This window comes from Burkholderia sp. BE12 (assembly GCF_002959955.1).
Classification (GTDB): Bacteria; Pseudomonadota; Gammaproteobacteria; order Burkholderiales; family Burkholderiaceae; genus Burkholderia.
This window is the reverse complement of the sequence record NZ_PREY01000009.1, coordinates 98,858-111,804: the sequence shown is the minus strand read 5'-3', so window position 1 is coordinate 111,804 and position 12,947 is coordinate 98,858. Positions and strand designations below refer to the sequence as shown.

Sequence of the window (12,947 nt, the reverse complement as noted above, 5' to 3'; positions counted from 1 at the left end):
CCGGGTGCGGATCGGATGAGGATGCGCCAGCATACGCGCGACGGGCCGCGCCGCGGCGATCAGCGCATGAAAACGTGCCGCGTGATCTTCGTGAGCGGATAGTGCACGCCCGGCTGGATCCTCGCGGGCAGATCGAGCGGCTTGAGCAGCATCTTCACGCACATGTCGGCCGACAGGTTGCGCCGGACCAGCGAACTGATGCGTGCGACGCGCTCGCGGTTGTATTGGCTGTCGCCGACGCGATCCGGATAGCGGATCGCGAATACGTGGCGCAGCGCGATCTCGGAATCCTCGTTCTTGATTTCCATCACGCGGCGCGCGAGTGCCCCGAGCACCGCGAGCCGGCCGTTGCCCTCGACCTGGTTGTACTTCTTGAAGAACTTGAAGAAGTGCTTGTAGTGGCGCACTTCGTCCGTGCGGATGTTGTCGGTGATTTCCTTCAGCACCGGCTCGTCCGAGCATTCGTTGATCGCGCGATAGAGCGTGGCCGTGCCCGTCTCGACGACGCAGCGTGCGACCATTTCAAGCGCGCGGGTTTTTTCGAAGGCCTCGACCGAGCAGGTCTTCGAATACTCGGCAAAGAAATTCGCGAACGCGGTATCCCAGTCGAACTCGGGCCACACGTGCGCGATGTACGCCTTCAGCGCGCGGCCGTGCTGCAATTCTTCGTGCTCCCATGCATTGTTGAGCCATGCGGAGACTTCCGGATCGTCGTTGAAGAACTCGCTCAGATTGCTCGTATAGAGATCCGAGCCGCTTTCGATGAACGACGATGCGCACAGCAGCAGCAACAGATCCTCGTTCGCGGCGGCACGCTGACGATCGATCCGGTTCAGGTCGATGTCCTCGATACGCCACGGCATCACATGCGTGGTTTTGGTGTCCATGGTGGTGCGCTCCCAGTCGTCGCGCGGAGGCCGGCCCATGCCTGGGGCACAGGCGCCAGCCGATCCGCAGGCGGCGTTTTACTTGCGTTTATAGTGAATCGGTCCGGCCGAACCATGCTGGCATCTTAGCCGGACTTTGATGTTCGTGCTCCAAAGCACTGACCATGCCCGAGAGGCGCAGTTCCACGGCGTCCGTTGCCGTTCGTTAGACGGGACCTTCAAACCGCTTGCGCGCATTCGATGGTATGCGCCGGTGCCCAAACGAAAACGGGCGGCCGCAGGGCCGCCCGTGATGCAGGGAAACTGCCGGAAAACCGCCGGGAAAGCTGGAAGCGATCCGTCAGAAACCGGCCGCCAGCCCGTCGCGCCGGCTGTCGCTCGCGGCCACGTAGCCGCGCTCCGGATCGTCGGGATCGAGGCGCCAGACGAACTGCCCCGAACCGAAATCCATGTAAGGATCGTCGACCGACTTGATCGTGTGGCCGCGGGCGGCCAGCGCGTCGACCGTCGCGCGGTTCATCGTCGCCTCGACGTCGAGCGTGAAGTCGCGGTTGACCTTCCAGCGCGGCGCGCAACACGCGGCCTGCGGCTGCTGGCCGTAACCGAGCATCCGCACGACGGTCTGCAGATGGCCCTGCGGCTGCATGTCGCCGCCCATCACGCCGAAGCTCATCACGGCCTCGGTGCGGCCGTTGGCTTCCTCGGTGACGAACGCCGGGATGATCGTGTGGAACGGCCGCTTGCCGCCCGCGACGACGTTCGGCGAAGCCGGGTCCATCGAGAAGCCGTGCCCGCGGTTCTGCAGCGCAATGCCCGTGCCGGGCACGACGAGCCCGGAACCGAAGCCCATGTAGTTCGACTGGATGAAGCTCACCATCATTCCGCGTTCGTCGGCCGCCGACAGATAGATCGTGCCGCCCGAATGCGGGCGGCCGGCGGCGAAGTGCGTCGCACGTGCAGGATCGATCAGCTTCGCGCGTTCGGCGAGATACGCATCGTCGAGCATCTGTTCGGGCGTGACGTCCATCGCGCGCGGATCGGCGACGTAGCGATAGACGTCCGCGAACGCGAGCTTCATCGCCTCGATCTGCAGATGCTGCGAATCGACCGAGTCCACTGGCCATTCGGTCACGCCCGCATACTCGGCGATGCCGAGCGCGATCAGCGCGGCGATGCCCTGCCCGTTCGGCGGGATCTCGTGAATCGTGTGGCGGCCGAAGCGCTTGCCGATCGGCTCGACCCATTCCGGCCGGTACGCGCGCAGGTCGGCTTCGGTCAGCGCCCCGCCGCCTTCGCGTGCGAACGCGGCGATACGCTCGGCGAGCGCGCCTTCGTAGAATGCACGGGCACCGTCCTTCGCGAGCGTGCGCAGCGTCTGCGCATGACCGGGCAGGCACATGCGTTCGCCGACGAGCGGCGCGCGGCCGCGCGGCATGAAGGTGTCCGCGAAGCCGGGCAGGCCCTGCAGTTCGGGAACGGCCGCCGCCCACTTGTGCGCGACGATCGGCGGCACCGAATAGCCGCGCTCCGCGATCTCGATCGCCGGCTCGAGCAGGTCCGCGAACGGCAGCGAACCGAACTTCGCGTGCAGCGCTTCCCAGCCCGCGATCACGCCCGGCACGGTGACGGTGTCCCAGCCGCGCGTCGGCTTGTTCGCGATGCCGCGCGCGTCCGCGCCGTGACGCTTGCGGAAGTAGTCGACGTTCCAGGCGGCGGGCGCCACGCCCGATGCATTCAGCCCGGACAGCCGCTCGCCGTCCCACACGAGCGCGAATGCGTCGCCGCCGAGCCCGCACGACACGGGCTCGACGACCGTGATCGCGGCGGCGGCGGCCAGCGCCGCATCCACCGCGTTGCCGCCCTTCCACAGCATCCGCAGCCCGGCCTGCGCGGCAAGCGGGTGCGACGTCGACACGACGTTGCGCGCGAACACCGGGATGCGGGTCGACGGATACGGGTTGTGCCAGTTGAAGTCAGTCATCGCTACCACCTCGTCGAAAGCCGAATGAACGCGCCCGCACGAGCGGGCAATCCGCCATTGCAGCGCGATCGGCGCAATCGCGCAAATTCATTTGTCACATGAATCCATGCAATTTCCGCATGAATCATGCGCGCCGACGTCCGGCAGGCCGGCCGAACGCCGTTGCCGCCCTTACAATACCCGCTCCGTCTCACGACACGACCATCGAGCCATGACCCGAGATCCCCGCCTCACCCTCAACGCGCGCCAGCAGGAACTGCTCGAATGGGTGCAGCGCGACGGCTTCGTGACCGTCGACGATCTCGCCGCGCATTTCGCGGTGACGCCGCAGACGATCCGCCGCGACGTGAACTGGCTCGCCGACCTGAATCTGCTGCGCCGCTACCACGGCGGCGCGAGCCTGCCGACCAGCTCGGAGAACGTGTCGTACACGGCGCGCCAGCGGATGTTCCACGACGAGAAGCGGCGCATCGCGGCGCTCGCGGCGTCGCACATCCCCGACCAGGCGTCGCTGTTCATCAATCTCGGCACGACGACCGAGGAAGTCGCGCGCGCGCTGAACCGCCATCACGGGCTGCACGTGATCACGAACAACCTGAACGTCGCGTCGATGATGAGCGGCTACCCCGACTGCGAGGTGCTGATCACGGGCGGCATCGTGCGGCCGTGGGACAAGGGCATCGTCGGCGAACTCGCGATCGACTTCATCCGCCAGTTCAAGGTCGACTACGCGATCATCGGCACGTCGGCGATCGAGGCCGACGGCACGCTGCGCGATTTCGACACGCGCGAGGTGCGCGTGGCCGAGGCGATCATGCAGCATGCGCGCACGGTCTACCTCGTGACCGACCATTCGAAGGTGGGCCGCCCGGCGCTGGTGCGCCAAGGCCATCTGAGCCAGGTGCACGCGCTTTTCACCGACAAGCCGCTGCCGTCCGACATGGCCGATACGGTGGCCGCCGCCGGCACCCAGGTGTACGTCGCGGAATGACGCTCGCGATGCTGCACCGCACCTGAAACTTCAAGTGAAATCAAGAAGTTGGCGCCGCGCGCGAACCGCTTGTGGCATGCGTTTCTGTCAAACGGAAAATTAACGGGGCACGATTTGTCGTTGCCTGCGCGCTCGACTAGACTCCAGTTCCCCGGCCCGTTCGCCGATCCGCCTGTGCCAGGGCGGTGCGAATCGCAGGCCGGCGAATGCAGCTTTTCCCCCCAAGCCATACCCCCGCGGGGTATCGCGCGGCGGCGTACGCGCCGGCCGCGCGGGCAGTCCGATTGCCATGGAGAGAACGATGCTGAGTCCGCATGAATTCGCCACGCTCTTGCTTGTGAAGGACGCGCCTGATCAGCGCGATATGGATCGGGATGAACTGGACATCCTGCTCGAACAACAGCTCGTCCGCCTGGAAGGGCTCGGCTCGGGGCGCAAATACTGCGTGACCGAGACCGGCGACGCCGCGCTGCGATCCATCAAGTACCGCTATTCGTAAGTCCCGCTGTTCCTGACCTGATCGCGCGGCCGGCATCCGGCCGCGCGGTCGTTCCGGCCTCCCGCCCGTCCGTTCGCCGCTGCCGGCTTCAGCCGCCGCGCAGCGTCGGATCGACCGCCGCCCGCCAGCTGATGGCCTGCGCGCGCGCCCCGTTGAAATAGGCGATCCAGCCGGCGCGCGCCGCCGCGTCGGGCGCCACATAGTGGGCCGAAAGTTCGTTTACGAACGCACAATAGTTCGCTTCGCTCAGCCCGCGATACCGTTTCGCGACGTACGCGTCGTACAGCGTCGAGTAGACCGGCCGCGCGTCCGCGCCCCAGTCGCGCGCCGCGCCGCCGCACGCCGTCTGCAGGTCGACGAACGACGGCGCCCGCCAGTTGCCGGCGAGCGGCGGCGTACCGACGCCGCACCCCGCCAGAAGGACGGCGCACACGCCGGCCCACATCCCAATACGCATGATTCACCTCGCGAAACGGTCGATTCCGCCAGTATCGTCCGGGATCGTGTCGCGCGCTACTGGCCCCGCTTTTTCGAACTTTACTTTTTCGATTTCGTTCGTTAAATTTCGAATTCGAACATTTCATGTTCGCCCTATTTCAACAGACGATAAGGACAGCAGGTGACCCAACCGAATCGCTACGATCTGCTCGTCGTCGGCGGCGGCATCAACGGCGCGGGGATCGCGCGCGACGCGGCCGGCCGCGGCCTGTCGGTCATGCTCTGCGAGCAGGACGACCTCGCGTCGCACACGTCGTCGTCCAGCACGAAGCTGATTCACGGCGGCCTGCGTTACCTCGAGTACAACGAATTCGGCCTGGTGCGCAAGGCGCTGCAGGAACGCGAAACGCTGCTGCGCGCGGCGCCGCACATCATGTGGCCGCTGCGCTTCGTGATGCCGCACATGCCGAACCTGCGCCCGGCCTGGCTGATCCGCATCGGCCTGTTCCTCTACGATCACCTCGCGAAACGCGAACTGCTGCCCGGCTCGCGCGGCATCGACATGCGCCGCCATGCGGCCGGCGCGCCGCTGATCGACTCGATCAAGCGCGGCTTCGTGTATTCCGACGGCTGGGTCGACGACGCCCGCCTCGTCGTGCTGAACGCGATGGATGCGAAGGAGCGCGGCGCCGCGATCCTGACGCGCACCAAGCTCGTTTCCGCCGAACGCCGCGGCGAAGAATGGGAAGCGCGGCTGCAGCAGGCCGACGGGTCGATCCGCGTCGTGCATGCGCGCGCGATCGCGAACGCGGCCGGCCCGTGGGTCGGCGAAGTGCTGCACGGCGCGCTCGGCCGCGGTGCGCATCACAGCGTGCGGCTCGTGAAGGGCAGCCACATCATCACGCGCCGCCTGTTCGATCACGATCACGCGTACATCTTCCAGAACCCGGACAAGCGGATCATCTTCGCGATTCCGTACGAGCACGACTTCACGCTGATCGGCACGACCGACGTCGAATACACGAACGATCCCGCGAAGGTCGCGATCGATCGCGACGAGACGCAGTACCTGTGCGATTCGATCAACCGCTACTTCAAGCGCAAGATCTCGCCGGCCGACGTGCACTGGACCTATTCGGGCGTGCGCCCGCTGCTGGAAGACGAGAACGCGACGAACGCATCGGCCGTGACGCGCGACTATCGTCTCGAACTCGACGACGGCGCGGGCGCCCCGCTGCTGTCGGTGTTCGGCGGCAAGATCACCACGTTCCGCAAGCTCGCGGAAGAAGCCGGCGACATGCTGTGCCGCGCGCTCGGCCGCGACGCGAAGACCTGGACGGCCGGCGTCGCGCTGCCGGGCGGCGACATCGCGAACGCGAAGTTCGACGTATTCGCCGGCGCGTTCGCGAAACGCCATCCGTGGCTGCCCGCCGCACTCGCGCGCCGCTATGCGCGCGCGTACGGCACCCGTGCGGAGCGCGTGATCGACGGCGCGAAGTCGCTTGCCGATCTGGGCGCCGAAATCGCGCCGGGCATCCACGACGCGGAACTGCGCTACCTGCGCGACGCCGAATGGGCGACCTGCGCGCAGGACGTGCTGTGGCGCCGCTCGAAGCTCGGGCTGCACGTCGCGCCCGGCACGCTCGATGCCGTAACCGCCGCGGTCGACGCATGGTTCGCCGCCGCGCATGCGCCGCACGCCTGATTCGAATGCAGTTGCAGTTGCCTGACCGACGTTGACTCACCGACGCGCCGCCCACATGCGGCGCGCATCACAACTAAGCCAATCCACGGATGGAGATGAGAGACATGCAGGACCAGTACATCCTCGCGCTTGACCAGGGCACCACGAGTTCCCGCGCGATGCTGTTCGATCGCCAGGGCAATATCGTATCGATCGCCCAGAAGGAATTCGAACAGATCTACCCCCAACCCGGCTGGGTCGAGCACGACCCACAGGAAATCTGGTCGACGCAAGCCGGCGTCGCCGCGGAAGCCGTCACGCGCACGGGCCTGAACGGCACGTCGATCGCCGCGATCGGCATCACCAACCAGCGTGAAACGACGATCGTCTGGGATCGCGAGACGGGCCAGCCCGTCTACAACGCGATCGTCTGGCAGGATCGCCGCACGGCCGACTTCTGCGATTCGCTGAAGAAGCAGGGCCTCGAAGCGAAGGTGCGCGCGAAGACCGGCCTGCCGATCGACTCGTACTTCTCCGCGACGAAGATCCGCTGGATCCTCGACAACGTGCCGGGGGCGCGCGACAAGGCCCGCCAGGGCAAGCTCGCGTTCGGCACCGTCGACAGCTGGCTCGTGTGGAACTTCACGAAGCACGAACTGCACGTGACCGACGTGACCAACGCGTCGCGCACGATGCTGTTCAACATCCATACGCGCGAGTGGGACAGCGAGCTGCTCGAACTGCTCGACATTCCGCGCAGCATGCTGCCGGAAGTGAAGGCGTCGTCGGAGATCTACGGCCACACGAAGACCACCGTGTTCGCGTCGAAGATCCCGCTCGCGGGCATCGCCGGCGACCAGCACGCTGCGCTGTTCGGCCAGATGTGCACGACCTCGGGCATGGTGAAGAACACCTACGGCACCGGCTGCTTCCTGATGATGAACACCGGCGACAAGCCGATCGAGTCGAAGAACAACCTCGTCACCACGATCGCGTGGCAAATCGGCGACGACGTCCAGTACGCGCTCGAAGGCAGCATCTTCATCGCGGGCGCGGTCGTGCAGTGGCTGCGCGACGGCGTCGGCATCATCAAGACGGCCGCGGAAATCGAGGCGCTCGCGGCCAGCGTGCCGCATACCGACGGCGTCTACCTCGTACCCGCGTTTGCCGGCCTCGGCGCGCCGCACTGGAACGCGCGGGCGCGCGGCTCGGTGTTCGGCGTCACGCGCGGCACGAGCGCCGCGCATCTCGCCCGTGCGGCGCTCGATGCAATCGCATACCAGTCGCTCGACGTGCTGGCCGCGATGGAAGCCGATTCGGGCATCAGCATCGGCGAGCTGCGGGTGGACGGCGGCGCAAGCGCGAACGACCTGCTGATGCAGTTCCAGGCCGACCTGCTCGGCGTCGACGCGGTGCGTCCGCAGATCACCGAGACGACCGCGCTCGGCGCGGCCTACCTCGCGGGCCTCGCGATCGGCTACTGGAAGAACCTCGACGAAGTGCGGAACCAGTGGCAGCTCGATCGCCGCTTCGCGCCGTCGATGCCGAAGGAGCAGGTCGAGCAGCGCATGGCCGGCTGGCAGCGCGCGGTACGCGCCGCGAAGGCCTGGGCCGACGACACGCAGTAACCGCAACACGCTCGAACGAAATACAACAACACCGGCGGACCGCGCGACGCGCGAGTCCGCCGCAATCTACGAGAGACAACATGTCACCTTATATTGCGGAATTCATCGGCACGGCGATCCTCGTGCTGCTCGGCAACGGCGCGGTCGCGAACGTGCTGCTTGCAAAGACCAAGGGCAAAGGTGCGGACCTGATCGTGATCGTGATGGGCTGGGCGATGGCGGTATTCGTCGCCGTCTACGTGACCGCGTCGTTCAGCGGCGCGCACCTGAACCCGATCGTCACGATCAGCCTCGCGCTCGCGGGCAAGTTCGCGTGGTCGAAAGTCGGCGGCTACGTGCTCGCGCAGATGCTCGGCGGGATGGCGGGCGCGTTGCTCGTGTGGCTCGCGTATCGCCAGCACTTCGCGAAGGAAGCCGATGCGGACCTGAAGCTCGCCGTGTTCTGCACGGCGCCGGCGATCCGCAGCGTCACGCACAACGTGCTGACCGAAGCGATCTGCACGTTCGTGCTGATCCTCGGCGTGCTGTACCTCGCGTCGCCGCAGGTCGGCCTCGGCGCACTCGACGCGCTGCCCGTCGGCCTGCTGGTGCTCGGCATCGGCATCTCGCTCGGCGGCCCGACCGGCTATGCGATGAGCCCCGCGCGCGACCTGTCGCCGCGCATCATGCACGCGCTGCTGCCGATCCCCGGCAAGCGCGACAGCGACTGGCGCTATGCATGGGTGCCGGTCGTCGGCCCGCTGCTCGGCGGCGCGGCGGCAGCCGGCCTGTATCTGCACCTGCACGCGACGATCTGATCGCGGTTTGAACGAAGCGCGCGGCCTGCCCTGCCGCGCGCTTCACTGCCTTGCGTTTTTCTACCGGTCGTTCACGGCCGCCACCAGCGACTTCAGCTTCACGCCGACGTCCGCGACCGCCGCCGGCGTCACCTCGATCCCGCGCTCGACCAGCATTCTCGCCACCCGCATTTCCTTCGCGAATCCCGCTGCACGGCCGAAGCCGCTCGCCGCGACGAGCCGAGAGGCCGCGTCGAAATGGAAATGGATGTGCGCATCGTCGCCGAGCACGCGCGCGACCGACTGCGTGCCGAGCGCCGGCTCGCCGGCCACCTGCAACTGCGCATCGTATTGATCGGACCAGAACCACGGCGTGTCGCGATACGGTTCGCCCGCGCCGAGCATGTTGCGGGCGGCGACGTGCGCCTGCGTCTCGGCGCCGTGCCACGTCTCCTGCCGAAGCGGGCGGCCCGACAACACGCTCGGAAACACCGCGACGTCGCCGGCCGCGAAAATGCCGCGCGCCGAGGTCTCGAGCTGCGCATTCACGATGATGCCGCGCTCGACCGCGAGGCCTGCGTCGCGCGCCAGCTCGTCGGCCGGGTCGATGCCGATGCCGGCCACGACCGTGTCGGCGAGCAGCGTGTCGCCGTCGTCGAGCACGACGGCCAGCGCACCGCCCGAGGTCCGCTCGATCGCAACCGGTTTCCGGTTCAAACGGATCGCCACGCCCTGCTCGTCGTGAAGCGCATGCACGCGCGTCGCGATGGCTTGCGGCACCGCGCGGCCCAGCAGCCGCGGCGCCGCATCGAGCACGGTCACGCGGCAGCCGCGCTGGCGCGCCGACGCCGCGACTTCGAGACCGATGAAGCCGCCGCCGATCAGCACGATCCGCGCGTCGGGCACGAGCCGCGCGCCGATCGCGGCCGCGTCGTCGAGCGTGCGCAACGCGAATACGCCGTCGAGCGCCGCGCCCGGCACGGCCAGACGGCGCGCGCGGCCGCCGGTGGCCAGCAGCAGCGCGTCGTAGCCGAGCACGCGCCCGCCCGACATGCGCACTTCGCGTGCGGGCGGATCGATGCGCTCGACGGTCGCGACGATCCGCTCGATACGATCGGCCGCCCATGCTTCGGCATCGCGCAACCGGCATTGCGCCGCGTCGCGCTCGCCCGTCAGCACGCCCTTCGACAACGGCGGCCGCTCGTACGGCGGATGCGGCTCCGCGCCGATCAGCACGATGCGCCCGCGCCAGCCGGACGCGCGCAACACCTGCGCCGCGCGGCCGCCCGCATGGCCGGCGCCGACGATCGCCATCACCCGGTCGCTGGTCATCGCGTCATACCTCGATCAGGATGCGGCCGTCCTCGATCTTCGCGCGGTACGTTCGCAGCTTCTCGCAGGCGGGCGCGGACAGCGGCCGGCCGTCGCGCACGTCGAAGCGGCCATTGTGCTTCGGGCATTCGATCACGTGATCCATCACGAGCCCGTCCGCGAGATGCACCTGCTCGTGCGTGCACAGGCCGTCGCTTGCGTAAACCTCACCGTCGATCCGGTAGATCGCGTACGTGCGGCCGGCATGATCGAAGCGCGCGACGTCTTCGTCATCGATGTCGTGGAGCGCGCCGGTGTCGATCCATTGCGTCATGGTGTGTGTCTCCTTCGTTGGATGTTCGGCAACGTTCATGCACGCGCGGCATCGGGCACCGGCCGCACGACGCAATCGGACGGGTCGCGGGTCTGCCGAATCAGCGCCGGCACGATCTCCGCATAGGCCGCCAGCGTGCTGCGGTACGGCGGCGGCATGTCGGCCTTCACGGCGTCGTGCAGCTTCGGCAGCGCATGGAACGGCACCATCGGGAACATGTGGTGCTCGACGTGATAGTTCATGTTCCAGTACAGGAAGCGGAACACCGGATTCATCATCACGGTCCTGCAGTTGCGCCGGTGATCGAGCACGTTCTCCGGCATGCCCGCGTGCTGCGTGAGGCCGAAATACAGGTACAGCCACGCGCCGTAGAGGCTCGGCAGCCCGATGTAGAGCAGCGGCAGGATCGTGTGCCAGTACACCGCGGCGCCCGTCACCAGCATGTAGATCGCGAGATGGATGCGCGACTCGCGCACGACCTTCGGCCATTCCGATTCGGGCACGTAGGTCCGCTCCTCGTCGTCGAGCCGGCCGGTGACCGACACCGCGATCATCTTGCGCAGCTCGCCGGCCACGTGCTTCAGCGCGACGACGTTCAGCGCGAGCGCGAGCCAGTCGGTCGGCTTCGGCGCGGCGATTTCCGGATCGCGCCCGACGACCAGCGTATCGGTGTGATGGCGTGCATGGCTCCAGCGCCAGGCGGTCGCGCGGCGGAACACCTGGAACGACGCGACCTGATACAACGCGTCGTTCATCCAGCGCGTGCGGAACGCGGTGCCGTGCCCGCATTCGTGCCAGCGCGAATCGGCCGGGCTGCAGTAAAGCGTGCCGTACACGAAGAACGCCGGGATCGCCCACGCCGAATGCGCACGCCACGCCAGCCACGCGAGCGCGCCGCTGATCGCGATCGCCGCGTACCAGACCAGCGTATCGCGAATCGCACGCGCATCGCCGCGCTGCATCAGCTGCTTCATCAGCGGCCGCGGCACCGCGCACCGGTACCACGCGGCGTTGACGAGCCCGGCCGCATGCGCGCGCTCGCCGGCGCCGCCGATCATTCGGTATTCCTGACGGCGCGCTGCCGCGCGCTCGCGCGCCGGGTCGTCGGTATGGGCCACTTCTGTCTCCTCGGGTTCTCGTGCGCGGCAAGCGCTTCGCAACAAGACCGAAATTAGGCGACCGGCCGCCCCGCCTCAATCGAAACGTTGACGAAATTTCGCCATGGCTTTAGCGTTCCCGACAACGCCACGCGATCGATGGCGACCCTCACGATGGAGACGACCATGGCAGGTGAATCCGGGCCGCGCTGGCGCAAGCGCACCGCGCGCTTCGACGAGATCGCGGCGCTCGCCGGCGTCAGCACGACGACCGTCGACCGCGTCCTGAACGAGCGCGGCAGCGTCTCCGCGCAGGCGCGCGAACGCGTGGTGGCGGCCGCGCGGCAGCTCGGCGTGCCGCGGCAACTGCCCGACACGCGGCATGGGCTGATCCACGTCGACGTGCTGCTGCCGGATACCGACGCGCCGTTCTTCCGACGGTTGCAGCAGGCGCTGCAGCGCTCGCTGCAGATGCTCGACCGGCGCGTGGTCGTGCACCGGTCGATCCTGCCCGCCGCCGACGACGAGCGCGCCGCCGTGCTGATCGAGCGGCCCGCGTACCGGCGCGCGGCGCTGATCGTCACCGCGCACGACACGGCCCGCATGCGCGACGCGCTGGCCGGCGCGATCGCGCGTGGCGAGACCGTCGTCACGATGGTCACCGACATCGGCGGCATCGACCGTGCGCACTTTGCCGGCATCGACAACTATCGCGCCGGACGCACGGCCGGCTACTACATCGGCCGCCTCGCGGCGCGTCCCGGCCGCGTGCTGCTGCTCGGCGGCCGGATGGGCTACCGCGCGCACGCCGACCGGATGGCCGGCTGCCGCGACCAGCTCGCCGACGCGTTCGCCGCCCTACGCTGCGACGACGCGCCATTCGAGACGCTCGACCAGGACGACCGCTGCTATCGCGTCGTGTCGAAGGCGCTGCAGGCGCACGACGACGTGGTCGCGATCTACAACAGCGGCGCCGGGTCGGCCGGCATCGAAGCGGCGCTGCGCAAGGCCGGCGCGGTCGGGCGCGTCGTGTGGATCGGCCACGAGATGATCGACCAGCACCGCACCTTCATCGAAGCCGGCGCGATGGATCTCGCGATCGACCAGGATCCCGACGGGCAGGCGATTTCCGCGCTGCAGCACGTGCTGCATGCGTGCGGCATCGTCGAACAGCCGCCGCCGGACGACCCGGTCGAATTCCGCGTGTTCTGCCCGGCGAACGTGAGGACCAGCGCGTACCTGCAGGCGTGAATCCCGCCGCCCGGCGGGCCGCGTGCGCGTGGCGAAAAAATCGACCACGCCATTGGCGATTTTTCGTCAA

At 67.8% G+C, this 12,947-nt stretch carries 12 protein-coding genes; 6 read left to right on the top strand and 6 right to left on the bottom strand.

The window, feature by feature from the left end:
- Window positions 1-59: 59 nt before the first annotated feature.
- The gene (locus tag C4B30_RS12200) at window positions 60-887 is read right to left on the bottom strand and encodes a ferritin-like domain-containing protein (RefSeq protein ID WP_027785349.1); all 828 of its coding nucleotides are present in this window, start codon (window positions 885-887) and stop codon (window positions 60-62) included.
- A 340-nt stretch (window positions 888-1,227) separates the two neighbouring features.
- Window positions 1,228-2,868 carry a gamma-glutamyltransferase family protein gene (locus tag C4B30_RS12195; RefSeq protein WP_027785350.1) on the bottom strand — a complete coding sequence of 547 codons (1,641 nt, stop codon included), beginning with the start codon at window positions 2,866-2,868 and terminating at the stop codon, window positions 1,228-1,230.
- Between the two features lie 211 nt (window positions 2,869-3,079).
- Between C4B30_RS12195 and C4B30_RS12190 the strand changes: the two genes are divergently transcribed.
- Both C4B30_RS12190 and C4B30_RS12180 read left to right on the top strand, forming a co-directional pair.
- A complete protein-coding gene (locus C4B30_RS12190) occupies window positions 3,080-3,859 on the top strand; it encodes a DeoR/GlpR family DNA-binding transcription regulator (RefSeq protein ID WP_027785351.1) in 780 nt (259 codons plus the stop codon).
- A 301-nt stretch (window positions 3,860-4,160) separates the two neighbouring features.
- The gene (locus C4B30_RS12180) at window positions 4,161-4,358 is read left to right on the top strand and encodes a hypothetical protein (RefSeq protein ID WP_006477892.1); all 198 of its coding nucleotides are present in this window, start codon (window positions 4,161-4,163) and stop codon (window positions 4,356-4,358) included.
- A gap of 88 nt (window positions 4,359-4,446) precedes the next feature.
- On the opposite strand, the gene C4B30_RS12175 is transcribed toward C4B30_RS12180, so the two are convergent.
- Window positions 4,447-4,815: a hypothetical protein gene (locus tag C4B30_RS12175; RefSeq protein WP_027785352.1), complete on the bottom strand. Its 369-nt coding sequence runs from the start codon at window positions 4,813-4,815 to the stop codon at window positions 4,447-4,449.
- A 162-nt stretch (window positions 4,816-4,977) separates the two neighbouring features.
- Here C4B30_RS12175 and glpD point away from each other — a divergent pair, with 162 nt between their 5' ends.
- From glpD to C4B30_RS12160, 3 genes are all read left to right on the top strand, one after another.
- Entirely contained in the window at window positions 4,978-6,501 is a 1,524-nt protein-coding gene (glpD, locus tag C4B30_RS12170; protein ID WP_027785353.1) for a glycerol-3-phosphate dehydrogenase, read from the top strand.
- 104 nt (window positions 6,502-6,605) lie between these two features.
- Window positions 6,606-8,108: a glycerol kinase GlpK gene (glpK, locus tag C4B30_RS12165; protein ID WP_027785354.1), complete on the top strand. Its 1,503-nt coding sequence runs from the start codon at window positions 6,606-6,608 to the stop codon at window positions 8,106-8,108.
- 80 nt (window positions 8,109-8,188) lie between these two features.
- Entirely contained in the window at window positions 8,189-8,905 is a 717-nt protein-coding gene (locus C4B30_RS12160; RefSeq protein WP_027785355.1) for an MIP/aquaporin family protein, read from the top strand.
- Between the two features lie 60 nt (window positions 8,906-8,965).
- On the opposite strand, the gene C4B30_RS12155 is transcribed toward C4B30_RS12160, so the two are convergent.
- Genes C4B30_RS12155 through C4B30_RS12145 form a run of 3 tightly spaced genes read right to left on the bottom strand, consistent with a single transcriptional unit; the run spans window position 8,966 to window position 11,647 of the window.
- Window positions 8,966-10,216, bottom strand: a complete 1,251-nt coding sequence (locus C4B30_RS12155) for an NAD(P)/FAD-dependent oxidoreductase (RefSeq protein WP_027785356.1) — start codon at window positions 10,214-10,216, stop codon at window positions 8,966-8,968.
- A 4-nt stretch (window positions 10,217-10,220) separates the two neighbouring features.
- Entirely contained in the window at window positions 10,221-10,529 is a 309-nt protein-coding gene (locus tag C4B30_RS12150; protein WP_027785357.1) for a non-heme iron oxygenase ferredoxin subunit, read from the bottom strand.
- A 35-nt stretch (window positions 10,530-10,564) separates the two neighbouring features.
- On the bottom strand, window positions 10,565-11,647 hold the full coding sequence (locus C4B30_RS12145; protein WP_027785358.1) for a fatty acid desaturase family protein: 1,083 nt from the start codon (window positions 11,645-11,647) through the stop codon (window positions 10,565-10,567).
- Window positions 11,648-11,812: 165 nt separating this feature from the next.
- On the opposite strand from C4B30_RS12145, the gene C4B30_RS12140 reads away from it, so the two are divergent.
- Window positions 11,813-12,877: a LacI family DNA-binding transcriptional regulator gene (locus C4B30_RS12140; protein ID WP_027785359.1), complete on the top strand. Its 1,065-nt coding sequence runs from the start codon at window positions 11,813-11,815 to the stop codon at window positions 12,875-12,877.
- The last annotated feature ends 70 nt before the right edge of the window (window positions 12,878-12,947 follow it).